This window comes from Castellaniella denitrificans (assembly GCF_042653765.1).
In the GTDB taxonomy this organism is placed as follows: domain Bacteria; phylum Pseudomonadota; class Gammaproteobacteria; order Burkholderiales; family Burkholderiaceae_B; genus Castellaniella; species Castellaniella denitrificans.
The window spans coordinates 881,400-906,738 of the sequence record NZ_JBHSEZ010000001.1 but is presented as its reverse complement, the minus strand read 5'-3'; the positions used below and the strand labels follow the sequence as shown (position 1 = coordinate 906,738).

28 protein-coding genes are annotated in these 25,339 nt (G+C 68.9%); 11 read left to right on the top strand and 17 right to left on the bottom strand.

Annotation, left to right across the window (positions count from 1 at the left end; all coding sequences use genetic code 11):
• Positions 1-26: 26 nt before the first annotated feature.
• The 7 genes from hslV to ACFO27_RS04230 all read right to left on the bottom strand — a co-directional run bounded on the left by hslV (position 27) and on the right by ACFO27_RS04230 (position 5,635).
• Complete coding sequence (hslV, locus tag ACFO27_RS04260) at positions 27-560, bottom strand: ATP-dependent protease subunit HslV (RefSeq protein ID WP_376816157.1); 534 nt, start codon at positions 558-560, stop codon at positions 27-29.
• 150 nt (positions 561-710) lie between these two features.
• Positions 711-1,151, bottom strand: a complete 441-nt coding sequence (gene dksA, locus ACFO27_RS04255) for an RNA polymerase-binding protein DksA (RefSeq protein ID WP_376816156.1) — start codon at positions 1,149-1,151, stop codon at positions 711-713.
• 77 nt (positions 1,152-1,228) lie between these two features.
• Positions 1,229-2,332: a CobW family GTP-binding protein gene (locus ACFO27_RS04250; RefSeq protein WP_376816155.1), complete on the bottom strand. Its 1,104-nt coding sequence runs from the start codon at positions 2,330-2,332 to the stop codon at positions 1,229-1,231.
• A gap of 227 nt (positions 2,333-2,559) precedes the next feature.
• Positions 2,560-3,672: a helix-turn-helix transcriptional regulator gene (locus tag ACFO27_RS04245; RefSeq protein WP_376816154.1), complete on the bottom strand. Its 1,113-nt coding sequence runs from the start codon at positions 3,670-3,672 to the stop codon at positions 2,560-2,562.
• 177 nt (positions 3,673-3,849) lie between these two features.
• A complete protein-coding gene (locus ACFO27_RS04240) occupies positions 3,850-4,134 on the bottom strand; it encodes a hypothetical protein (protein ID WP_376816153.1) in 285 nt (94 codons plus the stop codon).
• Between the two features lie 68 nt (positions 4,135-4,202).
• Positions 4,203-4,985 carry a molybdopterin-dependent oxidoreductase gene (locus ACFO27_RS04235; protein WP_376816152.1) on the bottom strand — a complete coding sequence of 261 codons (783 nt, stop codon included), beginning with the start codon at positions 4,983-4,985 and terminating at the stop codon, positions 4,203-4,205.
• The gene (locus ACFO27_RS04230; protein WP_376816151.1) at positions 4,982-5,635 is read right to left on the bottom strand and encodes a cytochrome b/b6 domain-containing protein; all 654 of its coding nucleotides are present in this window, start codon (positions 5,633-5,635) and stop codon (positions 4,982-4,984) included. The genes ACFO27_RS04235 and ACFO27_RS04230 overlap by 4 nt, the downstream gene beginning before the upstream one ends.
• A 95-nt stretch (positions 5,636-5,730) precedes the next feature.
• Between ACFO27_RS04230 and ACFO27_RS04225 the strand changes: the two genes are divergently transcribed.
• Complete coding sequence (locus tag ACFO27_RS04225) at positions 5,731-6,444, top strand: winged helix-turn-helix domain-containing protein (RefSeq protein WP_376816150.1); 714 nt, start codon at positions 5,731-5,733, stop codon at positions 6,442-6,444.
• Entirely contained in the window at positions 6,441-7,961 is a 1,521-nt protein-coding gene (locus ACFO27_RS04220) for a sensor histidine kinase (RefSeq protein WP_376816149.1), read from the top strand. The genes ACFO27_RS04225 and ACFO27_RS04220 overlap by 4 nt, the downstream gene beginning before the upstream one ends.
• A 1-nt stretch (position 7,962) precedes the next feature.
• On the opposite strand, the gene ACFO27_RS04215 is transcribed toward ACFO27_RS04220, so the two are convergent.
• A complete protein-coding gene (locus ACFO27_RS04215) occupies positions 7,963-8,430 on the bottom strand; it encodes a Fur family transcriptional regulator (protein ID WP_323025285.1) in 468 nt (155 codons plus the stop codon).
• A gap of 60 nt (positions 8,431-8,490) precedes the next feature.
• On the opposite strand from ACFO27_RS04215, the gene ACFO27_RS04210 reads away from it, so the two are divergent.
• The 4 genes from ACFO27_RS04210 to ACFO27_RS04195 are packed head-to-tail and all read left to right on the top strand — an operon-like array spanning position 8,491 to position 11,271.
• Positions 8,491-8,634 (top strand): hypothetical protein, encoded by a 144-nt coding sequence (locus ACFO27_RS04210; protein ID WP_376816148.1) that lies wholly within the window; start codon positions 8,491-8,493, stop codon positions 8,632-8,634.
• The gene (locus ACFO27_RS04205) at positions 8,625-9,365 is read left to right on the top strand and encodes a metal ABC transporter ATP-binding protein (RefSeq protein WP_376816147.1); all 741 of its coding nucleotides are present in this window, start codon (positions 8,625-8,627) and stop codon (positions 9,363-9,365) included. Before ACFO27_RS04210 ends, ACFO27_RS04205 begins: the two co-directional genes overlap by 10 nt.
• Positions 9,365-10,270, top strand: coding sequence for a metal ABC transporter permease (locus ACFO27_RS04200; protein ID WP_376816146.1), 906 nt, complete (start codon positions 9,365-9,367; stop codon positions 10,268-10,270). The genes ACFO27_RS04205 and ACFO27_RS04200 overlap by 1 nt, the downstream gene beginning before the upstream one ends.
• 17 nt (positions 10,271-10,287) lie before the next feature.
• Complete coding sequence (locus tag ACFO27_RS04195) at positions 10,288-11,271, top strand: metal ABC transporter solute-binding protein, Zn/Mn family (RefSeq protein WP_376816145.1); 984 nt, start codon at positions 10,288-10,290, stop codon at positions 11,269-11,271.
• A 28-nt stretch (positions 11,272-11,299) separates the two neighbouring features.
• On the opposite strand, the gene ACFO27_RS04190 is transcribed toward ACFO27_RS04195, so the two are convergent.
• Positions 11,300-12,202 carry a LysR family transcriptional regulator gene (locus tag ACFO27_RS04190; protein ID WP_376816144.1) on the bottom strand — a complete coding sequence of 301 codons (903 nt, stop codon included), beginning with the start codon at positions 12,200-12,202 and terminating at the stop codon, positions 11,300-11,302.
• A 134-nt stretch (positions 12,203-12,336) separates the two neighbouring features.
• On the opposite strand from ACFO27_RS04190, the gene ACFO27_RS04185 reads away from it, so the two are divergent.
• Both ACFO27_RS04185 and ACFO27_RS04180 read left to right on the top strand, forming a co-directional pair.
• The gene (locus tag ACFO27_RS04185; RefSeq protein WP_376816143.1) at positions 12,337-13,695 is read left to right on the top strand and encodes an MFS transporter; all 1,359 of its coding nucleotides are present in this window, start codon (positions 12,337-12,339) and stop codon (positions 13,693-13,695) included.
• Positions 13,696-13,744: 49 nt separating this feature from the next.
• Entirely contained in the window at positions 13,745-14,932 is a 1,188-nt protein-coding gene (locus ACFO27_RS04180; protein WP_376816142.1) for a M20 aminoacylase family protein, read from the top strand.
• A gap of 67 nt (positions 14,933-14,999) precedes the next feature.
• Here the strand turns inward: ACFO27_RS04180 and ACFO27_RS04175 are convergent, their stop codons facing one another.
• The 6 genes from ACFO27_RS04175 to ACFO27_RS04150 all read right to left on the bottom strand — a co-directional run bounded on the left by ACFO27_RS04175 (position 15,000) and on the right by ACFO27_RS04150 (position 20,327).
• On the bottom strand, positions 15,000-16,046 hold the full coding sequence (locus ACFO27_RS04175; RefSeq protein WP_376816141.1) for a tyrosine recombinase XerC: 1,047 nt from the start codon (positions 16,044-16,046) through the stop codon (positions 15,000-15,002).
• 13 nt (positions 16,047-16,059) lie between these two features.
• Positions 16,060-16,740 (bottom strand): DUF484 family protein, encoded by a 681-nt coding sequence (locus ACFO27_RS04170; RefSeq protein WP_376816140.1) that lies wholly within the window; start codon positions 16,738-16,740, stop codon positions 16,060-16,062.
• Positions 16,741-16,774: 34 nt separating this feature from the next.
• A complete protein-coding gene (gene dapF / locus ACFO27_RS04165; protein WP_376816407.1) occupies positions 16,775-17,647 on the bottom strand; it encodes a diaminopimelate epimerase in 873 nt (290 codons plus the stop codon).
• Between the two features lie 69 nt (positions 17,648-17,716).
• A complete protein-coding gene (gene pcaF / locus ACFO27_RS04160) occupies positions 17,717-18,925 on the bottom strand; it encodes a 3-oxoadipyl-CoA thiolase (RefSeq protein ID WP_376816139.1) in 1,209 nt (402 codons plus the stop codon).
• Positions 18,926-18,983: 58 nt separating this feature from the next.
• Positions 18,984-19,616: a 3-oxoacid CoA-transferase subunit B gene (locus tag ACFO27_RS04155; protein ID WP_376816138.1), complete on the bottom strand. Its 633-nt coding sequence runs from the start codon at positions 19,614-19,616 to the stop codon at positions 18,984-18,986.
• A 12-nt stretch (positions 19,617-19,628) separates the two neighbouring features.
• On the bottom strand, positions 19,629-20,327 hold the full coding sequence (locus tag ACFO27_RS04150) for a 3-oxoacid CoA-transferase subunit A (RefSeq protein WP_376816137.1): 699 nt from the start codon (positions 20,325-20,327) through the stop codon (positions 19,629-19,631).
• A 155-nt stretch (positions 20,328-20,482) separates the two neighbouring features.
• Here ACFO27_RS04150 and ACFO27_RS04145 point away from each other — a divergent pair, with 155 nt between their 5' ends.
• Positions 20,483-21,295, top strand: coding sequence for an IclR family transcriptional regulator (locus ACFO27_RS04145; RefSeq protein WP_376816136.1), 813 nt, complete (start codon positions 20,483-20,485; stop codon positions 21,293-21,295).
• Between the two features lie 36 nt (positions 21,296-21,331).
• On the opposite strand, the gene ACFO27_RS04140 is transcribed toward ACFO27_RS04145, so the two are convergent.
• Positions 21,332-22,222, bottom strand: a complete 891-nt coding sequence (locus tag ACFO27_RS04140; RefSeq protein WP_376816135.1) for a lysophospholipid acyltransferase family protein — start codon at positions 22,220-22,222, stop codon at positions 21,332-21,334.
• A gap of 36 nt (positions 22,223-22,258) precedes the next feature.
• Positions 22,259-23,131 (bottom strand): lysophospholipid acyltransferase family protein, encoded by an 873-nt coding sequence (locus tag ACFO27_RS04135; RefSeq protein ID WP_376816134.1) that lies wholly within the window; start codon positions 23,129-23,131, stop codon positions 22,259-22,261.
• Positions 23,132-23,418: 287 nt separating this feature from the next.
• Here ACFO27_RS04135 and metK point away from each other — a divergent pair, with 287 nt between their 5' ends.
• Complete coding sequence (gene metK, locus ACFO27_RS04130; protein ID WP_323030188.1) at positions 23,419-24,582, top strand: methionine adenosyltransferase; 1,164 nt, start codon at positions 23,419-23,421, stop codon at positions 24,580-24,582.
• 77 nt (positions 24,583-24,659) lie between these two features.
• Positions 24,660-25,334: a TetR/AcrR family transcriptional regulator gene (locus ACFO27_RS04125; protein WP_376816133.1), complete on the top strand. Its 675-nt coding sequence runs from the start codon at positions 24,660-24,662 to the stop codon at positions 25,332-25,334.
• Positions 25,335-25,339 lie beyond the last annotated feature (5 nt).

Here is a 25,339-nt window from a genome sequence, read left to right as displayed (position 1 = left end):
GGGTGGCATCAGACATGGAGGCGGACCTAGAGCGTTTCGACGATGTGGTTCTGGTTGGTGTAGATGCAGATCTCCCCGGCGATTTCCAGGGATTTCTTGACGATGTCGGGCGGGGACAGTTCCGTGGCGTCCAGCAGGGCGCGCGCCGCCGCCTGGGCGTAGGCGCCGCCCGAGCCGATGGCGGCGATGCCGTATTCGGGTTCCAGGACGTCGCCGTTGCCGGTCAGGACCAGGGTGTGTTCGCGGTCGGCCACGATCAGCATGGCTTCCAGCCGGCGCAGCACGCGGTCGGTGCGCCAGTCGCGGGTCAGCTCGACGGCGGCGCGCATCAGGTGGCCCTGGTGCTTTTCCAGCTTGGCCTCGAAGCGTTCCTGCAGGGTGAAGGCGTCGGCCGTGGCGCCGGCGAAGCCGGCCAGGACCTGGTCGTGGTAGAGCCGGCGGATCTTGCGGGCCGTGCCCTTGATGACGATGTTGCCCAGCGTGACCTGACCGTCGCCGCCCAGGGCGACCTCATTGCCGCGCCGGACGCAGACGATGGTGGTGGCGTGAAATTGTTCCATGCGGTTCTCTCGGGTGGAGAGGGTCACATGGGGGCATGTTTGGAAAATTCAAGCTGGATGCATGGGCTTGTCAGGCAAGGCGCAAACCGCAGCGATAGTCATACTATCGCGAAGATTTGCAACGCCGCATGACGGGTCCAGGCGCCGGCTTCAATCCCCGTAGAGTTTCTGGCGCATCTCGCGGCGTTCCTGCGCTTCCAGCGACAGGGTGGCCGTGGGGCGGGCGAGCAGGCGGGGGATGCCGATGGGTTCGCCGGTTTCCTCGCACCAGCCGTATTCGCCGGCGTCGATGCGGGCGATGGCCTGCTGGACCTTTTTCAGCAGCTTGCGCTCGCGGTCGCGGGTGCGCAGTTCCAGCGCATGCTCTTCCTCGATCGTCGCGCGGTCGGCCGGGTCGGGCACGTACTGGGTCTCGCGCAGGTTCTCGGTCGTGGCGCCGGCGTTGGTCAGGATCTCGTGTTCGAGCTGATGCAGGCGTTCGCGGAAGAACGCCAGCTGCGCTTCGTTCATGTAATCCTTTTCAGGCATCGCCAGCAGCTCTTTTTCCGTGAGCGGCTTGCCTTGGGGCTTGGTGCTGGATTTGGTAGCCATGTCGTGTCCTCTTCTTTATGTGCCGGGTCCTGTCTGCCGCGACGGGAAGGCGCGGCGGGGCAGCGGTGATGCGGTGTTCAGGCCAGGCATTGTTCGAGCCCCTGGGTGAAGATGTCCTGAGGCAGTTTACGGCCGATGAAGACCATGCGGGTATTCGGTTTTTCACTGGCAGGCCAGGGCTTGCCGGGCTCGGCGCCGAACATCATGTGCACGCCCTGGAACAGCATGCGGCGGTTGATGCCCTTGATGTACAGGATGCCCTTGTAGCGCAGCAGGTCGGGGCCGTAGACCTGGACGATGCCGCTGAGGAAGTCCTCCAGGCGTTCCGGATCGAAGGCGCGGTTCGAGCGGAACACGAAGGCGCCGATCTCGTCGTCGTGGTGGGCGTGGTGATGATCGTGGTGGTCGTGGCCGCAGGCGGGACCGCAGGCGTGGTGGCCGTCCTCGTCGTCGTGCTCGTGGCTGTGATGGTCGTGGCTGTGGTGATCGTGCCCGGCGGCTTCCTCGGCGAGGAATTCCGGATCGATGTCCAGGATGGCGTCCAGGTCGAAGCCGCTGACGTCCAGCAGGGCCTTCAGGTCGGTTTCGCCGAAATGCGCGGGCATGATGGAGGCGCGCGGATTGATCCGCACCAGCCGGGCGCGCAGGGCCTGGTAGTCGGCCTCGTTGACCAGGTCCTTCTTCGAGATCAGGATGCGGTCGGCGAAGCCGACCTGGCGCTGGGCTTCTTCCTGGTGGTCCAGGGTGGCCATGCCGTGCTTGGCGTCCACCACCGTGACGACGGCGTCCAGCCGGTAGGTGGCGGCGATGTCGTCGTCCATGAAGAAGGTCTGGCAGACCGGGCCGGGGTTGGCCATGCCCGTGGTCTCGATGATCACGCGGTCGAAGCGCACGCCGCCGGTGGCGCGCCGGGCGGCGAGGTCGCCCAGGGTACGGATCAGGTCGCCGCGCACGGTGCAGCAGACGCAGCCGTTGCTCAGTTCCACGACCTGTTCGTCGCTGTCCTGGACCAGCAGGTCGTTGTCGATGTTTTCCTCGCCGAACTCGTTTTCGATGACGGCGATGCGCTGGCCGTGGAATTCCGTCAGGATGCGGCGCAGCAGGGTCGTCTTGCCCGCCCCCAGGAAACCGGTGAGCACGGTGACGGGAATCAGGGAATCGGCGGATGGAGCAGTGTTCATGATGGCCTCGAATGCGATGCGCCGCCCCTGTCGCGCCGGATGCAGGGGGGCGTTGGCCTTCCCGGCGGCGGGCTGGGGATGCGGCGATCAGCATGCGATTACATCATAGGCCCGGGTTTAGGGCAAACCTGGGCCGCGCCGCCGCCGAAGCCCTGGTGCTTGCCGGCGTCGGCCTGCGGGCCGACGTCGATGCTCAGGGCCTGGTTGCGCGTGCCCGGAGGGTGGCGCTATGCGGCCGTCGCCCTCGCCAGCAGGGCGATCAACTGGCCCTGGCGGGTCGTGCCCGTCTTGCGGAACAGGCTGGAGAGCTGGCTGCGCACGGTAGTCAGGCCGACGTGGCGTTCCAGGGCGGCCTCGCGCAGGGACAGGCCCTGCATCAGGGTCCGGGCCAGCGCGGCTTCCTTGGGGCTGAGGCCGAACAGGGCTTGCAGGTGGGGGATGACCTCCGGGTCGACGTCGGCCCGCAGGGACCTCAGCGTCAGGGAGGCCAGGCCGGCGTCTTCCAGCCCGAAGACCTGGGCGTGGGGCAGCGGGGCGATGTGCAAGGCCAGCCGGGGGCGGCCGGCAGTGTCGCGCAGCAGCAGGTCGGTGCCGGTCCGTCCGGTGGCGGAGAGGCCGGCGCAGGCCCGCAGGAGCCCGTGAGCCAGTTGCGATGCCGTGGCGCCGTCCGGTGCGCCCAGCAGGCCGCCGCGGATGACCAGGACGTCCGGGTGCCGGTCGAGCAGCGCTGCGGCGGCCGGGTCCAGGTGCCGCACGCGGCGGCCCGTGTCGAGGATCAGGTGGCCCGGTCCGTTCGCGGACGGGCGGCCGGTTTCCGAAAGCGCCCGCAACTGCGCGATGCGGCGCTGGTGGCGGACGGCGTGGGCCAGCAGGGGTTCGATCTGCCGGCAGGCGGCCAGGTCGTCCGGGCCGTAGAACGGCTGCGATCCGCCCCGGTTGAGCGAAAAGATGGCCGCGGTCCCGCCCCGTTCGTCGGGGATCTTGACCAGCAGGACGCTGTGCCGGTCCTGGGGCCGCAGCCAGTCGTTGAACAGGGCGGTGCGCCGGAAGCGGGCGCGGTCCATGACCGTCTGGTCGCAATAGATCCGGCGGGCCGGGGCGGGGCCGGCCAGCATCGGGTCCCGGGACGAGAAATCCCGCCAGTACCGGCGGGAATAGTCGGCGTCGCAGTCGCTGTGCATGGTCCGGAAGTCCGTCCCCTGGCGCACGACCAGCGTGGCCGCCATGCTGTCCAGGCAGTCGCGCAGCGCCCGGGCGGCCAGCGGCCAGCGACCGGGGTCGTAGCAGGCGTCGTACAGGTCGATGGACAGGCGCGTCAGGCTGTTCGCATCCAGTGCCATGGTGGAACCCTCCCCGGGCGGGGCGGATGGCGGGCCCGCGCGGGCCGCCCGCCGCCGTTTTCTTGTCGTTTATCCGGGACTATAGGGTTCCGCGATGCCGAAGTAAAGGATCGGCCGCGCCCGGCGCCGGATGCGCGGAATGGATGCCGGGGCGCGGCGTTCCGTGGGCGCCGGGGCTTACTTCTTCATGCCGTCCTTGCCCATGGCTCCTTTTTCCATGCCCTTCTTGCCCATGGGGTCCATGGCGGACTTGCCTTCCTTGGCCATCGGCGCCTGGCCCATGCCCTGCTTGTCCATGCCCATCTTGTCCTTGCTCATCTTGTCCTTGTGCATGGCCTGTCCGGACGCCGGGGGTTGCCCCATGCCCATCTTGTCGTTGCCCATCGTGCCGGCCGCGAAGGCCGAGGCGGCCCCCAGGGCGAGGCAGGCGGAAAGCGCGGCGGTGGCGAATGTGGTTTTCATGATGTTTCCTTTCAAGGTTGGGGGAAATGGCGGCGGACGCCGCGGTGGGAAAAGGGAGGGCGTCTTCGTCAGCTTCCACCGAACCAGTTGTAGCCCTGGTCTTCCCAGTAGCCGCGGTTGAAGGTGTTGCTCACGAAGATCGCCTGGACGTGTTTGGGGTTCTTGTAGCCGAGCTTGGTGGGGATGCGCAGCTTCATCGGAAAGCCGTACTTCGGCGGCAGCGGCCGGTCGTCCCAGTCCAGGGCGATCAGCGTCTGGGGATGCAGGGCGGTCGCCATGTCGATGCTGGTGTAGTAGTCGTCCCCGCAGTGGACGCCGACGTAGCGCGCATCCAGGTCGGCGCCGACCGCGCGCAGGAAGTCGCCCAGGCGGGGGCCGCCCCATTTGCCGATCGCGCTCCAGCCTTCCACGCAGATGTGGCGCGTGACTTGCGTGTACCGGGGCAGCGCGCGCAGTTCGTCCAGCGACCACGGATGCCTGCGGGCGACCAGGCCGGAGACTTCCAGCCGGAACCCCCCGGCATCGATGCGCGGCACCTGGTCCTCGCCGTAGTAGGCATTGAACGGAAAGGGGCGCGCGATCATGGAGTCCGGATAGGTGGGCGCGAGCAGGGAGGGATCGAACAGCCGGCCCTGCACCCAGTCGTTGATGCGCGAGATCCGCATCAATGCCGTTTCGGCCGTGGCATCGTCGTCGATGCCGCAGCCACTGAGCATGCACAGTCCGCCCAGCGTCAGCCCGCGCGCCAGGAAGCGGCGGCGCGAAGCCTGCGGCAGCCGTTTGCGGATCAGGTCCCGCGCCTCGGCCACGACGGCCTGGGCATTGTCCTTGTGCCAGAGGGAGAAGTTCATGATGCGGTTTCCTTGCTGGGCCGGCGCGCGCGGGATCCGCCCGACACCATGGCGAGCAGCGATCGGGGCACCAGCGCGGCCATGACGATGTGGACGAGCGCGAAGGCGACGATGGCGGCCATGCCGCAGAAATGAATCCACCGGGCCGCCTCGTAGCCCCCGAGGAGTTCGCGCAGCAGCGGGAATTGCACGGATTTCCAGAGGACCAGGCCGCTGAGGCCCACCAGGACGAGGTCCAGGATCGCGAACAGGTAGGCGGCGCGCTGCACCTGGTTGTAGCGGCTCAGGTCCGCATGCGCGAGGCGCCCCGCGAGCGCCAGCCGCGCATCGGCCAGGACGCCGCGCGCCGTCACGGGGAACAGGCGGCGGACCAGCCGGCCCGTGGACAGGTTGAGGAGCAGGTAGGCCAGCCCGTTGAGGACGAACAGCCACATGCCGGCGAAATGCCATTGCAGCGCCCCGCCCAGCCAGCCGCCCAGCGTGATGCCCGCGGGGAACGTGACATCGAGCAGGGGCGACGCGTCGTAGATGCGCCAGCCGCTCATGACCATGATCAGCACGGCCAGGGCGTTGATCCAGTGCGTTGCGCGAAGCCACAGGGGCTGCAGCGGCTTGCCGCGCTCGGGGGAAAGGGGCGGATCGGTTTGCATGGGCGCATTATGGGATGCGGCCGATATCGGAATCCTCACCGGGAATTCAAAAAATCGTGATAATTCGCCGCGCCATCCTGTCGGATAATGGCCGGATGGACGCTCCCAAACGGATACTCATCGTCGAGGACGACGATCACATCGCCGAACTCCTGCGCATGCACCTGCGGGACGAAGGCTATGACGCCGTGCGCGTCGCCGACGGCACCCAGGGCCTCGCCGCGCTCGCCCAGGGGGGCTGGCACGCGCTGGTGCTCGACCTGATGCTGCCGGGCGTGGATGGCCTGGAGATCTGCCGGCAGGCGCGCGCCATGGCCCACTACATTCCCATCATCATCACCAGCGCGCGCTCCAGCGAGGTGCACCGCATCCTGGGGCTGGAACTGGGGGCCGACGACTACCTGGCCAAGCCGTTTTCCATCATGGAATTCGTGGCGCGCATGCGCGCGCTGCTGCGGCGCAGCGAGGCCCTGGCGCGCAACGCCCGGCTGGACGCCGGGACGCTCGTGCTGGGCGGGCTGAGCATCGACCCGATCGCGCGGGAAGTGCGCCTGGAAGGGCGCCCGGTGGAACTGACGCCGCGCGAATTCGACCTGCTGCATTTCTTCGCCCGCCATCCCGGCAGGGTGTTCTCGCGCCTGGACCTGCTCAACCAGGTCTGGGGCTACCGGCACGATGGCTATGAGCATACGGTGAACACGCACATCAACCGGCTGCGCATGAAGATCGAGCGCAATCCGTCCGAGCCCCGCCTGATCCTGACGGTCTGGGGGCGCGGCTACAAGCTGGCGGAGGATCCTCCGTCATGATGATGCGCAGGCTTTCGCTGTCGCAGCGCCTGTCGGCCGTGTTCGTCGTGCTGCTGCTGGCATGCTGCGCCGCCTCGGTCGCCCTGCAGATGCGGGGCAGCGAACGGCACGAACAGGAAGTCATCCAGCGGCTTTCCCTGGACCTGGCCCCGCAGATCGCCGGCTATCCGGAATTGATGGCGGCCGGGGGGCTCAACCCTTCGGCGGTGCATGACCTGTTCGACAAGCTCATGGCGGTGAACCCCAGCGTCGAGGTCTACCTGCTCGACGAAACCGGCCGCATCCGGTCCTACTCGGCTCCCGAGGGGGCCGTCAAGCGCGCGCGGGTGGACCTGGCCCCCATCGAATCGCTGCTGGGCGGCGGCACGCTGCCGATCTTCGGCGACGACCCGCGCGATCCCGGCGGCCGCAAGGTCTTCAGCGCCGCGCCGCTGAAGGCCGACGGCCGCGAGGCGGGCTTCGTCTACGTGATCCTGCAGGGCGAAAGCCGCGAGTCGCTCGCCGAACACGTGAACGCCGGCGGAGCGGCCAGCGCGATGCTGTGGTCCATGGCCCTGGTGGCCCTGCTGGGCCTGCTGGCCGGGCTGACGGCGTTTCACCTGATCACGCGCCCGCTGCGCGCGCTGACCGAGGCGGTGAGCGGTCTCGAGCGCCATGGCATGTCCTGGCTGCCGCGGGCCAGGCCGCTGCTCGGTCGGGCGGCGCATAGCGGCAGCGACCTGGCGCTGCTGAGCCGCAGCTTCGAGGATCTGGCCCGCCGCATCGACGAGCAATGGCAGGCGCTGCGGGACCAGGACCGGCAGCGGCGCGAGCTGTTCGCCAATCTTTCGCACGATCTGCGCACGCCGCTCACGTCGCTGCACGGCTACCTGGAAACCTTGCGGATGAAGTCCGATACGCTGGATCCGCGCGAGCGGCTGCGCTATCTCGACATCGCCCTGGAGCAAAGCCGCAAGGTCGGCCTCCTGGCCCAGGAAATGTTCGAACTCGCGCGGCTGGAATACGGCATCGTCAGGCCGCAGATGGAGCCCTTCTTCCTGCCCGACCTGCTGCAGGACGTATTCCAGAAGTTCGAATTGGCGGCCGAGGCCAGGCGGCAGCGCCTGGTGGCCGACATCGCCCCCGGGCTGCCGCGGGTGACGGCCGATCTCGCCATGATCGAGCGCGTGCTGGTCAATCTGATCGACAACGCGGTGCGGGCGACGCCGGAGGGCGGGGAAATCACCGTGCGGCTGCAGCCGCGGGGGCGGGACGGCATCGAAGTCACCGTGCGCGACACCGGCCCGGGCGTTTCCCCCGTGCTGGCGCAGCATCTGTTCGAGCGGCCCGCGTTCACGGGCTATGCGGCCGCCCAGGAAACGCGTTCGGGCGGATTCGGGCTGATGATCGTGGACCGGATCCTGCGATTGCACGAGAGCACGATCCGGCTGCTGCCGCAATCCGGCGCCGGGGCGGTGTTCCAGTTCGTGTTGCGATGCGGGTTCGCGGACGCGCGGCCGCCCGCGCCGGACGCGTGACTCAGGCCTGCCGGCAGCGGGGGCAGAGCGCGCGCAGTTCGGTTTCCTGGCCGCTCAGGGCGTAGCCGGCCTGGGCGACGCAGGCGGCCAGGCGGCGGCCCAGGTCGGGGTCGCTGAGTTCGGCCACGCTGCCGCAGCGGGTGCAGACGACCAGCACGTCGTGGGGCTGGCCGCCCGCGTCGGTGCAGGCGCTCCAGGCGTTGATGGCGTCCAGCCGGTGGATCAGGCCCTGTTCCGTCAGGAAATCCAGCGCCCGGTAGACCGTGGGGGGCGCGGCGCCGGGCTGGGCGGCGCGCAGGGCGTCGAGCAGTTCGTAGGCCTTGAGGCTGCCGGGATGGCGCAGCAGCGTTTCCAGCACCAGGCGCCGCAGGGGCGTCAGCCGCGACCCGCGCTCGGCGCAAAGCCGTTCGGCCGTGTCCAGGCGCGCGGCGATTTCGGCATGCGAGTGGGAGTGGGCCTTCGTGGTCATGATGGTTATGTTATAACATAGCGGTTTCGATGCGCCGTTGCGCGCATGTCACAGGCGATTATGTCCCATTTCCCGTTCTTCGACAGGCCGGGCCGCTATCGCGGTTCTTCCCTGCTGCTGTCGGCCGGCCGGCGCATGTGCCGCGCCGCGCTGGCCGTGCTGTTCCTGTGGCTGCTGACCGGGTGGGCGCTGGGATGGTGGTGACGCCCGCGTCCGGCGCGGCGGCGCCCGCGATCGAATTGCAGCAGGTCTGGCTGGGCTGGCGCGACCGGATCGCGGTGCGCGACGCCAGCGGCGCGTTCCCGAAGGGCTCGATGACGGCGGTGGTGGGGCCCAACGGCGCCGGCAAATCCACGCTGATCAAGGCCATGGCGGGCCGCCTGAGCCCCATCCGGGGGCGCATCCGGATCGACCCGGAGATCGCGGGCGAGCTGGCCTGCCTGCCGCAGTCGGCCGAACTGGACCTGGACTTCCCCATCAGCACCTTCGACCTGGTGGCCATGGGGGCCTGGCATCGGCTGGGCGCCTGGCGCGGCCTGGACGACGCGGGCCGGGACGCCGTCGAGGCCGCCCTGCGCGCCGTGGGCCTGGCCGGCTTCGGCCGCCAGCCCGTGAACACGCTGTCCGGCGGACAGCGGCAGCGCGCGCTGTTCGCGCGGCTGATGCTGCGCGACGCGCGGGTGATCCTGCTGGACGAGCCCTTCGCCGCCGTGGACCGGGCCACGACCGAGGACCTGCTGGCCCTGCTGCACCGGTGGCACGGCGAAGGGCGCACCCTGATCGTCGTGCTGCACGACCTGGACATGGTGCGCGCCTATTTTCCGCAGGCCCTGCTGCTGGCGGGGCAGGTCGTGGGCTGGGGCGACAGCGGCCAGGTGCTGTGCGCGTCCAACCTGCACCTGGCCCGCCACCTGTGCGCCGGGGAGGCCGCCTGATGGACCTGTGGCATTGGCTGGCGCAGCCCTTCATCGAGTTCGGCTTCATGCGCCGCGCCCTGGCGGGCGCCCTGGCGCTGGCCTTCGCCGCCGGACCGCTGGGGGTGTTCCTGGTGCTGCGCCGCCTCAGCCTGATGGGCGACGCCATGGCCCATGCCATCCTGCCCGGCGTGGCGGTCGGCTTCCTGACGGCGGGGCTGTCCATGACGGCCATGACGCTCGGCGGGCTGGTCACCGGCGTGGCGGTAGCCGTGCTGGCCGGCCTCGTGTCGCGCCTGACGCCCCTGCGCGAGGACGCCAGCTTCGCCGCCTTCTACCTGGTGTCCCTCGGCCTGGGGGTGCTGCTGGTGTCCCTGAAGGGCACCAACATGGACCTGATCCACGTGCTGTTCGGCACCGTCCTGGGGCTCGGCGACGCGGCCCTGATCCTGGTCACGGTCGTCAGCAGCGTCACGCTGCTGGCGCTGGCCGCGCTGCTGCGCGTGCTGGCGATGGAATGCCTGGACCCCGGCTTCCTGCGCGCCGAGGGCCGCGCGGGCGCCTGGGCGCACATCGGCTTCCTGCTGCTGCTGGTGCTGAACCTGGTGGCGGGCTTCCAGGTGCTGGGCACCCTGATGGTGGTGGGCATCATGATGCTGCCGGCGACGGCCGCCCGGTTCTGGGCACGTCCGGTGGGTGCCCAGATGGTGCTGGCCGCCGCCCTGGGCGCCCTGGCGTCCTACGCGGGCTTGCTGGTGTCCTATCACGCCGACGTGCCCGCGTCGCCCGCCATCATCCTGGCGGCGGGGGCCATCCATTTCATTTCGGTGGCGTTCGGGCCGCATGGCGGCGTCCTGCTGGCCCTGCGCGAGGCGCGGGCGCGCCGCGCGCGGCTGCTGCAGTCCGTGAAGGAAGGAAACCCATGAAAGGGCGCGGGGCCGGAATGAGGGCGCGCGCCGGCGCGTGGCTGGCGGGCGCCGCGTGCGTCCTGGCCCTGGCCGCGGCGGCGGGCGCCCCGGCCGCCGCCCGGGCCGGGGACGCGGCGGATGATGCGCGCCTGCCCGTGGTGGCCTCGTTCTCGATCCTGGGAGACATCGTGCGCGAGGTGGGCGGGGACGACATCCGCCTGGACGTCCTCGTCGGGCCGATGCGCGACGCCCATACCTTCGAGCCGACGCCGAAGGACGCGCGCGCCCTGGGCCGGGCCCGGGTGCTGGTGGTCAACGGCCTGGGCTTCGAGTCCTGGATGCCGCGCCTGGTCGAGGCGGCCGGTTTCGAGGGACGCATGATCGAGGTCTCGCGGGGCGTGCGGCCCCGGCGCCTGGAAGGGGACGAGGCGGCGCACGGGGATGCGGGCCATGAGCGTGAGCATGCGGGCCATGGCCACGCCCAGGGCGACGTGGATCCCCACGCCTGGCAGGATCTGGCCAATGGCGTGATCTATGCGCGCAACGTCGCCCGCGGACTGGCCGAGGCCGATCCGGCCCACGCTTCCGCCTACCAGGCGCGGGCCGAGGCCTACGCGGACCGGCTGCGGCAGGCCGACGCCGCATGGCGCCGCGAGCTGGACGCCATCCCCGCCGACCGGCGCGTGCTGGCGACCTCGCACGATGCCTTCGGCTATTTCGGCGCGGCCTACGGCATCGAGGTCCTGTCGGTGGTCGGTCTGTCCAGCGAGGCGGAGCCCTCGGCGCGCGCCATGGCGGATCTGGTGACGCGGATCCGCGCGCACCGCATCCGGGCGCTGTTCCTGGAGCAGGGCGGCAACGCGCGCGCCCTGCGGCAGATCGCGGCCGAGACCGGCGTGGCGCCGGGCGGCGTCCTGTATGCGGACACGCTGGATCTTCCGGGCCACGAGGCCTCGACCTACCTGGGCATGTTCCGCTGGAACACGCGGCAGCTGTCGCAGGCCTTCACGATGCCGTAGCGGGCCGGGCGGCCGGCGCGCCGCGCGCTCAGTCCCGCAGCCGCTCGGACGCGAACCGGCGCAGGATGGCCATGGCCGGCGCCTCGGTCCGGTCCGCCAGCGTGACGAGGGCGAAGCGGGCCGAGGCGTTCAGCGCCGGGCGGATCTCCAGTTCCGCCAGCCGTCCCGCGCGGATGTCCGGCCAGGCCGGGCCCAGGATGCCCAGGAAGATGGCGTCGCTTTCCCGGATGGTGTCCAGCAGGCTGTGGATGTCGTCGCACCGCAGGGTCACCGCCCGCTGCGGGTCGGCCTCGGCGCCGTAGCGGGCGATCAGGCCCCGGGACACTTCCGCGCTCAAGGGGGTCGACGCCAGCGGATAGCGCCGCATTTCAGCGAAGGAGACGGCCGCGCCGGATGCCCTCAGCGGATGATCGTGGCGGCAGATGAAGCCCGCGCGCATTTCTCCCAGGTCTTCGATGGACAGGTCGGATGCCGGCGCGACGCGGTGCATGTCGACCACCAGCGCGTCGAAGGCGCGCTGCCGCAGCTGCGGGACCTGCAGTTCGGTCGCGCCGGGCGAGACGCTGACCTCCACCCCGGGAAACGTCCGGGCCATGTAGCCCAGGAACGGCCGCATCAGCATGGCGCTCGGCCCCGAGCCGAGCCCGATGCGCAGGGAGCCCATGTGGCCTTCCCGCAGGAATTCGGCACTGCGGCGCAGTTCGGCGGCGTCGAGCACCATGCGGCGGGCGCGCAGGGCGACCGCCTGGCCGAACGGCGTCAGTTCGTTGCGCTTGCCCACGCGGTCGATCAGGCGCGCGTCCAGCGCGTCTTCCAGCGCCTGGATGCTGCGGCTCAGGGCGGACTGGGTGATGTGGTGCCGTTCCGCCGCGCGGCTGAAGGATCCCGTGTCCGCCACGGCCAGCAGGTGCTCCAGGTGACGCAGGTTCATCGTAGCTGTCAAATAATGAGTTTTGTGAATTCATTCAATGATAACTATGCATTGGACGAATTAAAAGCGGATTCATAAGATGCAAGAATCATAAAAAACGACGCGCACGACGCGGAACGTGAGGAGACTCGATCATGGCCAACAGCAGCACGGGCCGCTCGGCGGCGGCAATCCCTTTACCCCCGCAGGCGCGCGCCCCGGGCATGGAGCATGGCGCGGCGTCCGGCCAGCCGAGAATATCGCGCCGCATCGTGGCGGCCACGGTGGCGGGCAACGCCATCGAGTTCTACGACTTCACCACCTACGCCTTCTTCGCCGTCTACATCGGCAAGACCTTCTTTCCGGCCTCCACGCCGTTCATGAGCCTGCTGCTGTCGGTGGCGGTGTTCGGCGTGGGCTTCGTCACGCGGCCCCTGGGCGGGGTGCTGATCGGCGCCCTGGCGGACCGGGCGGGCCGCAAGCCCGCGATGCTGCTGACCATCGCGCTCATCGTCGTGGGCACCCTGGGCCTGGCGCTGACGCCGTCCTACGACAGCATCGGCCTGGCCGCGCCCGTCATCGTCGTGCTGTGCCGGCTGATCCAGGGCCTGGCGCTGGGCGGCGAGGTCGGTCCTTCCACGTCCTACCTGATCGAGGTCGCGCCGCCGGGCCGGCGCGGGCTCTACGGCAGCTGGCAGCTCGCCAGCCAGGGGCTGGCCGCCCTCGCCGCCGGCATCATCGGCGTGCTGCTGACGCTGTCGCTGTCGCCCGAGCAGATGCTGTCCTGGGGCTGGCGGCTGCCGTTCCTGCTGGGATCGGTGCTGATCTTCGTGGCGATCTTCCTGCGCCGCCACATGCCCGAATCGCTGGACATGGACGAGGGGGGCCGGCCCCAGGCCGCCGCCCAGCCCCGTCCGCGCCTGCGTCACTACGCCCGTCCGGCCCTGCTCGGGGTGCTGGTGGTCATCGGCGGCACGGTGTCGACCTATGTCTCCACGTACATGACGAGCTACGCCATCGTGACCTTGAAGCTGACGCCGGTCGTCGGCATGCTCGCCACCGTGACGTACGGCCTGGTGACGTGGCTGGGTGCCCTGCTGGGCGGCTGGCTGTCGGACCGCTACGGTCGCAAGCCCGTCATCCTGTGGCCGCGCGTGGCCCTGGCCGTGCTGACGCTGCCGGCTTTCCTGCTGCTGCTCGAACACACCAATCTCGCGACGCTGGCGTTGACGACGCTGCTGCTGGCCGGCCTGACAGCGATCAGCGGCGCGCCGTCGATCGTGATGATCCCCGAGCAGTTCCCCCGCCACGTGCGGGCGCTGGGCCTGTCGATCGTCTACGCGGTCGGGGTGGCGGTGTTCGGCGGATCCACGCAGTTCGTCGTCACCTGGCTGATCGAAGTCTCCGGCAACCCCGCCGCGCCGGCGCTGTACGTCGTCGCCACCAGCATCCTCACCATCGTGGGCATCGTGCTGCTGCCCGAAACCGGGGGGAAGCGGGCCCTCGTGGATTGAGGCGGCCATGACCCGTTTTCCCGTTGTCTGTTCTTGATCGGAGTGCCGGATGAACGACCATCCCCTGCTGCATACCGTCCGGGCCTATGCCCGCGAATTCATCGACCTGCGCCGGGACATCCACGGCCATCCCGAACTGCCCTTCGGAGAGCATCGGACCGCCGAACTGGTGGCGTCCCGGTTGCGGGCATGGGGCTACGAGGTCGAATGCGGCCTGGGCGGGACCGGCGTGGTCGGGCGGCTGCGCAAGGGCGACGGCACCCGGTCGCTGGGCCTGCGCGCCGACATGGACGCCCTGCCGATCCAGGAGGAGACCGGCCTGCCGTACGCCAGCCGGCATCCGGGCGTGATGCACGCCTGCGGCCATGACGGGCATACGGCCATGCTGCTGTGCGCGGCCCGGGTGCTGGCCGAATCGGGCGGGTTTTCCGGGACCCTGAACCTGATCTTCCAGCCGGCGGAGGAGTACGGCACGGACGACAGCGGGGCCGTGCGCATGATGGCCGACGGCCTGTTCCGGAAATATCCGTGCGACGCCATCTTCGCCATGCACAACATGCCGGGCTGGCCCCGGGGGCGGCTGGTGTTCCGCGAAGGGGCCATGATGGCCTCGTCCGACAAGGTCGGCATCACCCTCGAAGGCCGCGGCGGCCATGGCGCCCTGCCGCACAAGGCCGCCGATCCGGTGGTGGCGGCGGCCAGCCTGGTGATGGCGCTGCAGACGGTGGTGTCGCGCAACGTGGATCCCCAGGAAACCGCCGTGGTGACGGTGGGGGCGCTGCGCGCCGGCCATGCCAACAACGTGATCCCTCAGAGCGCGCGCCTGGAACTCAGCGTGCGCGCGCTCGATCCCGAGGTCCGCCGGCTGGTCGAGCAGCGCATCGAGGCGCTGGTCCACGCCCAGGCGGAGGGCTTCGGCGTGACCGCGCAGATCGACTACCGGCGCGGCTACGCCGTGCTGGTCAACAGCCCGGAAGAAACCGAGTTCGCGCGCCGGGTCGGCGAGGAACTGCTCGGGGCCGACCGGATCGAGCGCCAGGGGCCGGCCCTGACGGGCAGCGAGGACTTCGCCTACATGCTCGAAAAGCGCCCGGGCAGCTACCTGCTGATCGGCAACGGCGAAGGCGACGAAGCCGGCGCCTGCATGGTGCACAACCCCGGCTACGACTTCAACGACGAGAACCTGGCCATCGGCGCCGCTTACTGGGTGCTGCTGGCGCGCCGGTTCCTGGCCTGAGCGCCTGCGCGAGCCGGCCCTGGTGCCCGCGTCGTGGCCCCGGGGCCGCGGCGGTCCCGGGCGTGCGTCAATCCTTGGTCTTGCGGCGCGCCCGGGGATGGGCCTGGTCGTAGCTGGCGGCCAGGTGCTGGAAATCCAGCCGGGTGTAGATCTGGGTCGTGGAAATATTGGCGTGCCCCAGCAGCTCCTGGACGGCGCGCAGGTCCTGGGCGGACTGCAGCAGGTGGCTGGCGAAGCTGTGCCGCAGGCTGTGCGGATGCACGTGCAGCGGCAGGCCGACGCGCTGCGCCAGGGCCTGCAGGCGCAGCTGCACCACGCGCGGGCCGATGCGCTGGCCGCGTTCGCCCAGGAACAGCGCGGCTTGGGCGTCCTCGTCGGATTTGGGGTTGAGCAGCCCGTCGCGGACTTCCAGCCAGGCCCGCAGGGCGGCCAGGGCCTGGCGGCCCAGCGGCACGATGCGGGTCTTGCCGCCCTTGCCCCGGACCACGGCCTCGCCCTCGTCGGCCTGGATCCAGCTGTGCGAGACGTGGCCGGGCGCGCGTACCGGCCGCCAGTCCAGGCCGACCAGCTCCGACAGCCGCAGGCCGCCGGAATACAGGATCTCGAACATGGCCATGTCGCGCCGTTCCACCGGCGTTTCGGCGGGCGGCAGGTGGCTGCGGTCCAGCAGGGCCTGGGCCTGGTCCACGGACAGGGCCTTGGGCAGGCTGTGCGGGATGCGGGGTGCGCGCACGCCGTGCGCCGGATTGCGTGTCAGCCCGGCGGCGGGCGCCCGCCATTCGTAGTAGCCGCGCCAGGCGGCCAGGGCGCGCGCCAGGCTGCGGGGCTGCAGTCCCGAGGCATGCAGCCGTCCCAGGGCCTGGCGGATCTGGGCTTCGCCCAGCGTGTCCAGCGGTTCGCCGGGGAAGCATTGCCGCAGCGCCCGCAGATCGCGGCGGTAGGCGGCGATCGTGTGGTCGGAATAGCGCTGCTGCGCCCCCAGTTCGGACAGCCAGGCCTCGGCCAGGGCGTCGTCCGGCGCGGTGTCTTCGGGAGCGGATGCCGTCGCCCGCGCGGCGGAGGCCGCTGCCCCGACGCCGGCGCGCGGGCGACGGCATCCGGAACGCGCGCTCATGGCGATCCGCCGCTCAGGCCGCCTCGGGCGCCGTGCGGGCCAGCCGCCCCAGGGCCGCGCCCGCCAGGGAGGCGATCAGCGACAGGAAGGCCGTGCCCATGTCGGGCGTGAAGCGTCCGGCGTCGTCCGACCCCAGGACCAGCAGCCCGACCGGCGCGGCGCCGTTCAGCGTGCGCAGGGGCAGGATCGCCAGCGAGGCGGGCTCGGACGCCAGCCAGCGGGCGGGCTCCTGGTCCTTGAGCGGGCCGCAATAGGGCTGCGTCAGGCTCTCGGCGTAGGCGCGGACGCCGGAGTCGATGTCCTGGGCGAATTCGCTGTCCGCCAGCGCGGGCAGGTCCCAGACCCGCAGGGCGATGGCGCTCAGGTCGAACTGGTCCGACAGGCTGCGGATGATGTGGGCCGGAATGCGTTCCGCGTCGGGCTCGGCCAGCATGCGCGCGCACCACTGCATGAGCGACTGGTTGATGCGCTCGTTGCCCCCGGCATTGTGCAGCAGCTGCATCAGCCGGTGTTCGTGTTCCTTGACGCGCGCGCGCAGGGTCAGGATCTGCCGTTCCCCGAGCGAGATCGCGCGGGCCTGGTGGGGGTGGGGCACGTTCAGCGAGGCGAAGACGTCGGCGTGCGCCTCGAAGAAGTCGGGGTTGCGGCTGAGGTAGTCCGCCACGTCCTGGGCGGTGAAGGCATCCTGCGTCATGTGGGCTTTCCGTCAGTCAAAAAGGCGCGGCCGGTCAAAAGGACGCGGTCAGCGCGTCGATGTCGATCCGGCCATGAAAAACCGTGGTCGCCGGACCCTGCATGCGCAGGACCCGGTCGTCCCATTCGATCCGCAGGACGCCGCCGCGCGTGTCGACTCGCACCGGGCTGTCCAGCAGGCCGCGCCGGATGCCGGCGACGGCGGCGGCGCAGGCGCCGGTGCCGCAGGCCAGGGTCTCGCCGGCGCTGCGTTCGTAGACCCTCAGCCGGATGTGGTGGCGGTCGAGCACCTGCATGAAGCCGGCGTTGACGCGGTGGGCGAAGCGGGGATGGGACTCGATCGCCGGACCGGTCCGGGCGACGGGATGCGTGTCCACGTCGTCCACCAGGACCACGGCGTGGGGGTTGGAGATCGCCACCAGCGAGCACCAGGCTTCGCCCGCCTCGGGCGGGAGATCCAGCCGGTACAGGGTGTCATCGCCGCAGGCGCGGGTTTCCAGGCCGGACGGATCGAAGGCCAGGTCCGGAGGCGCGAAGGCGGTGCGGCCCATGTCCACGCTGACCTGGCCGTCCTCGGCCTCGTGCAGCACGATCAGTCCCGTGGCGATCTCGGCGCGCAGCGGATTGCGCCGCGACAGGCCCTGTTCGTGCACGAAGCGCACGAAACAGCGCGCGCCGTTGCCGCAGTGCTCGACCTCGCCGCCGTCGGCGTTGAAGATCCGGTAGCGGAAGTCCGCGTCCGGGTGCAGGGGGTCTTCGACCAGCAGGATCTGGTCGGCGCCGACGCCGCGATGGCGGTCGGCCAGGGCCCGGGCGCGGGCGGGTGTCAGGTCGATGGACTGGCGCACGCCGTCCAGGACCACGAAATCGTTGCCCGCGCCGTGCATTTTGGTGAAGTTCCAGATCATGGGGGACATTATCCACTGAAATCCTGGCTTCAGTGGGGGTGACCGGCACTTTCACCGTCGCCGACAGCGTCAGTCGCAGCGCTCGAGAATGACGGCGATCCCTTGACCCACGCCAATGCACATCGTGCATAGCGCATAGCGGCCGCCGATGCGCTGCAGTTGATTGATGGCGGTGGTCGCCAGGCGCGACCCGCTGGCGCCCAGCGGGTGGCCCAGCGCAATGGCGCCGCCGTTCGGATTCACGCGGGCATCATCGTCGGCCAGGCCCAGGTCGCGCAACACGGCCAGTCCTTGGGCGGCGAAAGCCTCGTTCAATTCGATCACATCCATCTGGTCCAGGGTCAGGCCGGTCAGTGACAGGACTTTGCGCGTGGCTGGCGCGGGACCCATGCCCATGATGCGCGGCGGCACCCCCGCCGTCGCCATGCCGACCACGCGTGCGCGTGGCGTCAGGCCCTGGCGGGCGGCCTCGGCCTCGCTGGCCAGCAGCAGTGCGCAGGCGCCATCGTTGACGCCCGACGCATTGCCCGCGGTGACGGTCCCGTCGGGGCGGACGATGGGTTTCAGTCTGGCCAGGGCTTCGAGGCTGGTTTCTCGCGGGTGCTCGTCGCGGTTGAGCACGACCGGATCCCCTTTTCTCTGGGGGATGTGGACCGGGGTCAGTTCGACATCGAAGAAGCCGGCTTTTTGTGCGGCAGCGGCTTTGGCCTGACTGGCATAGGCCATGCGGTCCTGGTCTTCGCGGCTGATCTTGAATTCAGTGGCGACGTGTTCGGCCGTTTCGGGCATGGAGTCGACGCCGTACTGCTGTTTCATCAGCTTGTTGACGAAGCGCCAGCCGATGGTGGTGTCGTAGATCTGCGCGTTGCGCGAGAAGGCGCTTTCGGCCTTGCCCATCACGAAAGGCGCCCGGCTCATGCTTTCGACGCCGCCGGCCAGCATCAGTGAGGCCTCGCCGGATTTGATCGCCCGGGCGGCGGTGCCCAGTGCATCCAGCCCGGAACCGCACAGCCTGTTGATGGTCGCGCCCGGCAATTCCAGCGGCAAGCCGGCCAGCAGCGTCGCCATGCGGGCGACGTTGCGGTTGTCTTCGCCGGCCTGGTTGGCGCAGCCGAAGAGGACATCGGTCATCGCCTGCCAGTCGACCTGGGGATTGCGCGCCATCAGGGCCTTGAGGGGGATGGCGGCCAGATCATCGGCGCGGATCGACGACAGTGCGCCGCCGTAGCGGCCGAAGGGTGTGCGGATTGCATCGCAGATGAAGGCTTGCTGGGTCATATCGGGATCTCTCTTTCCGTTGAAACCGGGCGTGCGGTCGGGTGGGTACGGGCGGCTTTTAAATCAAGGGTACACCGCACAGGCGCTGCAATTCGTCCAGGGACAGGCCATCCACCAGGTCGTAGGCGTGCACGCCGTCCTTGCGGATGTCGAAGACGGCCACGTCGGTGTAGATGCGGCTGACACAGCCAACGCCCGTCAGCGGATAGGTACAGGTTTCAACCAGTTTGCTGTCCCCGGTTTTGGTCAGCAGATCCATCATGACGAACACGTTTTTGGCGCCGCTGGCCAGATCCATGGCGCCGCCCACGGCGGGAATGGCATCCGGTGCGCCGGTATGCCAGTTGGCCAGATCCCCGCGGACCGAGACCTGAAAGGCCCCCAGGACGCAAATATCGAGATGGCCCCCCCGCATCATGGCGAAAGAATCGGCATGGTGGAAAAAGGCCGCGCCCGGCAGGGCCGTCACGGGCTGTTTGCCGGCATTGATCAGGTCCCAGTCTTCATGCCCCCGGGCCGGTGCCGGCCCCATCCCCAGCAGGCCGTTTTCGGTGTGCAGCAGCACTTCCCGGTCTGCCGGCAGGTGGTTGGCCACCAGGGTCGGCAGGCCGATGCCCAGATTGACATATGCGCCTTCGGGGATGTCTTGCGCGACACGCGCAGCCATCCGGTCACGATTCAGTTTGTTCATGCTGTCAATTCCTCACGCTGCGCTTTGAGCGGGTTGTGTGTCGTCTGTGGTGTTCACCGTCACCACGCGCTGGACGAAAATGCCAGGGGTCACCACCGCTTCCGGGTCGAGTTCGCCCAGTTCGACCGTCTGGCTGACCTGGGCGATGGTCAGTTTGGCGGCCGTGGCCATGATGGGACCGAAATTGCGGGCGGTCTTGCGATAGACGAGATTGCCCCAGCGATCACCGCGATCCGCCTTGATCAAGGCATAGTCGGCATGCAGCGGGTATTCGAGAACGTGCTGACGGCCGTCGATTTCCCGGGTTTCCTTGCCTTCGGCGAGCAGGGTGCCATAGCCGGTGGGCGTAAAAAATGCGCCGATGCCCGCGCCGGCGGCACGGATGCGTTCGGCCAGGTTGCCCTGCGGCACCAGTTCGAGTTCGATTTCCTTGCGGCGGTACAGGCCATCGAAAATCTGTGAATCGACCTGACGGGGAAACGAACAGATAATTTTGCGAACCCGGTTGGCGCCCAGCAGCGCCGCCAGACCTGACTCGCCATTGCCGGCGTTGTTGTTGACGATGACCAGGTCTTTGGCACCTTGTTCAAGCAGCGCGTCGATCAGGGCCATGGGCTGACCCGCCGTGCCGAAACCGCCGATCATGACGGTCGCGCCGTCGGGCACATCCGCGAGGGCGGCGGCGGCGCTGGATACGAATTTAGAGATCATGGGTATTCCCTGAAGTCTGGCGATATGATTTAATTTGTTCTATATACGAACAAATGTTCGGATTATGAATATAATTTCATGGCAGGATGCGTGTGTCAAGATGATCATCATGGTGCCGCTTGATAACCTGGTCCGCATTGCCCACAGGAGAGTCCATGACGGATGAACGTAATACGCAGGATGAGACCGCCGGCCGGACGCGCACGCCTGGCGACAGCTATGTGCAATCGTTTGCGCGGGGCTTGTCGGTCATTCGTGCTTTCGGGCCGCAACGGCCCAGCATGACCTTGTCCGAAGTCGCCGCCGTCACGGGGCTGACGCGCGCCGGCGCGCGCCGCATCCTGCTGACGCTGGCGCATCTGGGCTATGTCGAAATCCATGATCGCCGGTTCGCCTTGACGCCGCGCATTCTCGAACTAGGGTATGCCTATTTGTCGGCGACGCCGCTGTGGGATCTGGCGCAACCTTATATGGAGGCCGTGGCCGAAGCTACCGGTGAGTCCTGCTCGGTGTCGGTGCTGGACGGTGAAGACATCATCTACATTCTGCGTGTGGCCACCCATCGTGTCATGACCATCAACCTGGCGGTCGGCAGCCGGCTGCCGGCCTGGGTGACCTCGATGGGCCGTGTGCTGCTGGCCGGTCGGCCCGAATCCGAGCAGGATCGGGTGCTGGCCGCCAGCGACATCCGTGCCTACACGCCGGACACGGTGACGGATCCATGCGTGCTGAAACGCATGTTGGCCGACATCCGCGCCGATGGCTATGCCTGTGTGGCCCAGGAACTCGAACCGGGCCTGCAGTCCGTGGCTGTGCCCCTGATGGACCGCGGCGGCCGTGTGATCAGTGCGATGAATGTCAGCAGCCACACCAGCCGCTATTCGCGCGAGGCCATGCTGGATGCCTGCCTGCCATCATTGCGCGAAGCCGCACGGCAGATCAATCAGGCGCTGCGGCAGCGGTCGTAGCGTCTGTTGAAATCAGATGTTGGAGATGATGGCGCATCAGTAAAACCCCCGCTCCCCCTCAGGCCGGGTCTTGAAACGCCGGTGTACCCAGTAGTATTGGGCCGGGTCGCGGCGGACTTCGTCTTCGATCAGGCGGTTCAGGCGGGCGGTGGCGGCTTCGGGGCCATCGTCGCCGGGGAAGTGCTCCACCGGCGGGCCGACGTCCACCCGGTAGCGGCCCGTGTCGGGGTCCAGGCGGCTGATGACCGGCACCACCACCGCATCCCAGGAGGCGGCGATCTGGGCGGCCGACAGCAGGGTGGCGGCGGGCACGCCGAAAAAGGGGATGAAGGCGCTGCCCTGGCGGCCGAAGTCCATGTCCGGCAGGTAATACACCGGGATGCCCTTGCGCAGGTGCCGGATCAGGCCGCGCACGCCGTCGTGGCGGCTGACCAGGTGGACCTGGTTGAAGCGTCCGCGCCCCAGGCGCACGATCTCGTCCACGTCGGCGTCGCTCTGGCGCGTGTACAGCGTGGCCGATTCCTTCAGGAACAGGGTCAGGCGCGTGGCGGCGGCGTCCAGGGCGATGAAGTGCGGCGCGAACATCAGGATGCGGCGCCCCTGGTCCAGCAACGCCTGCAGGTGGTGTTCGCCGCGCAGTTCCACCGTGTCCATGATGCGTTCGGGCGCGCCGAACCAGCACAGGCCCCGGTCGACGAAGGACTGGGCCAGCAGGCGGAAATGGCGGCGCGCCAGGGCGTCGCGTTCGGCCGGGGACAGATCGGGAAAGCAGCGTTCCAGGTTCACCCGGACGATGTGGGCGCGCGAGCGCAGCAGGCGCGGCGTCAGCCATCCCAGGATGCGTCCCCAGCGCAGCCGCGCGGCGGTGGAACAGCGGCCGAAATGGCCCAGGACGGCGCGCAGCAGGGGTTTTTTATCGAAAGCCATGGTCGAGAAAGCGGGGAAGGGCGGCGAGGCCAGCGCTCAGGACGGCCGATGGGTCGCCTGAGCGGAGTCGTCGGGCAGGGGCGGGGCGTCGTCCGGGATCTTGTAGCGGTTGTAGCTCCACAGGTATTGCTCGGGGAAGCGCCGGATCAGGGTTTCCATCGCCTGGTTGATCGCGGCGGCCAGCGCGGTCGGGTCGCCGGGCAGCGGTTCGGGCAGGCGCAGGTAGTGGATGCGCCAGCCGCGCCCGCGCGGCAGGCGCTCGCCGGCCGTCAGGATCACGGCTACGCCCGTCTGCAGAGCCAGGCGCGCGGCCAGGGTCATGGTCAGGGCGGGCCGGCCGAAGAAGGGCAGCCACACGCCGTCGCCTTCGCGCGGCACCTGGTCGGGCAGCATGCCCACGGCCTCGCCGCGCTTGAGGGCGCGCACGAATTCGCGCACGCCGTTGCGGTTGGCCGGCACGGCGCGCAGGTTGCGCATGTCGCGCGCGGATTCGACGATGGGGTCCAGCAGCGGGCTGCGCGAAGGGCGGAACATCACCGTCAGCGGCCCGTATTGCGTCAGGTGGCGGGCGGTGATCTCGAAGCAGCCCAGGTGGGGCGTCAGGTAGAGCACGCCCCGGCCCTCGGCCAGGGCCTCGCGCACCACGGACTCCTGGTCGCCGCCCGTCAGGGCCAGGCATTGCGGGGTGCGCCACCAGACCTTGGGGATTTCCAGGATCATGGCGCCGGATTCGGCGGCCGCGCGGCGGGCGAAGGCCGGGTCGGCATAGCCCGCCTGGGCGGCGTTGGCCCGCAGGCGGCGGCGGTAGCGGCCGGGAAACAGGTAGACGGCGGTGCCGAGCAGCCGGCCGACGGCCTGGAGCCAGGACAGGGGCAGCGCGGCCAGCAGGCGGACGAGGAACAGCGGCATGAAAAATGGCGGGGCGGTCTGTCCCGATGCGCCGCCCGGTCCGCGCGGATGAGCGGGCCGTGCAAACACCACATCGGGGAATATGCTTTCTTTCGGACGGGTTCCATTTTCGCTTAAAATGGCGGGGATCGCTGAGTTAACCGACAACTTGCGGAGCGGTCACCCGGCGCGCAGCCTTGCCGGGCTCATTTCCGCTAAAGCGTCGCGCCCCGATATCCTGAAGAGGTGCAACGCGTTTCGTTCAACCTCGCGCCGGCGAACCCGGCGTTTTTACAGGACGCATCGCTGTGGCAAACAACGATTTTCTCTTTACCTCCGAATCCGTCTCCGAAGGCCACCCCGACAAGGTCGCCGACCAGATTTCCGACGCCATCCTCGACGCGCTGCTCGAACAAGACCCGAATTCCCGCGTCGCCGCCGAAACCCTCTGCAACACCGGCCTGGTCGTGCTGGCCGGCGAGATCACCTCGCGCGCCAACGTCGACTACATCCAGGTCGCGCGCGACACGATCCGCCGCATCGGCTACGACAACACCGAATACGGCATCGACTACAAGGGCTGCGCGGTGCTGGTCGCCTACGACAAGCAGTCCCCCGACATCGCCCAGGGCGTGGACCGCACGCCGGAGGAAATCCTGAACCAGGGCGCCGGCGACCAGGGCCTGATGTTCGGCTACGCCTGCGACGAAACCCCCGACCTGATGCCCGCGCCGATCTGGTATTCGCACCGCATCGTGCAGCGCCAGGCCGAACTGCGCAAGGACGGCCGCCTGCCCTGGCTGCGCCCGGACGCGAAATCCCAGGTCACCTTCCGCTACATCGACGGCAAGCCGGCCGAGGTCGACACCGTGGTGCTGTCCACCCAGCACCATCCCGACATTTCCCAGGCCGAGATCCGCGACGCCGCCATCGAGCACATCATCCGCCCGGTCTTCGCCGACGGCCTGCTCACGGACAGGACCAAGTTCCTGATCAATCCCACCGGCAAGTTCGTCATCGGCGGCCCGCAGGGCGACTGCGGCCTGACGGGCCGCAAGATCATCGTTGACACCTACGGCGGCGCCTGCCCGCACGGCGGCGGCGCGTTCTCCGGCAAGGACCCGTCCAAGGTCGACCGTTCCGCCGCCTACGCGGCGCGCTACGTGGCCAAGAACATCGTCGCCGCCGGTCTGGCGCGCCAGTGCCAGGTGCAGGTCAGTTACGCCATCGGCGTGGCCGAACCCATCAACATCACGGTCTACACCGAAGGCACGGGTGTGATCCCCGACGAACAGATCGCGCGCCTGGTGCGCGAGCACTTCGACCTGCGTCCCAAGGGCATCATCAACATGCTCGACCTGCTGCGGCCCATCTATTCCAAGTCCGCCGCCTACGGCCATTTCGGCCGCAGCGAACCGGAATTCAGCTGGGAAGCGACCGACAAGGTCCAGGTCCTGAAGGCCGCCGCCTGAGGCTCGGCCCGTGGCCCGGCAGCGAAACGTTTTTTCATGAGCCCCGCTGCCGGACGGTGCACGAACGGAGAGTAGGTATGGCACGAGGTGTTGGTCGGCCCCGAGACAACACGCTGGAGCAGAGAGTCTTTGACGCGGCCTGCTCCTTGTATGCAAAACGAGGTTGGTCAGGCTTCAATTTTGACGAGGTCTCCAAGCGCGCGCGTGTCGGAAAAGGCTCTCTGTATTTACGCTGGCGCAACAAGGCGCACATGCTCATCGAGCTGGTCCGGTCACGTGCCTGTGTGATTTCCGGCATCGACAATGGGGATATCCGTTCGGACCTGATCGAGTTTGCCCACCGTTGGCATGCGCACATGGAAACGGACGAAGGCGTGCTGATCTATCGTTTGATGGTCGATGCGCGTTTTTACCCGGACTTGCGCAAGGCGCTGTACCAGGAGCCCTATCCGGAATATGTCCGCAGCACCCGCCTGATCATCCGCAGAGGCATCGAGCGCGGTGAATTACCCCGGGATACGTCGGTGGCGCTGATCGCCGACCTGGTGGCCGGAGCGGTCTCCAACCACGTGCGCAACACGCCGGAGCATCTGCGCGAACAATTCGCCAGCCGGCTGGATGCGTATATCGAAAATATCGTGGATACCGTTCTGCTGGGCATTCGGGTCAATGCCGGGCTTGCGGACCGGCGGGACGGACGGGAGTCCGACCCGTATGTATCAGCCGAAGGGGGCATGTCCCCCACCGTTTGACAGGG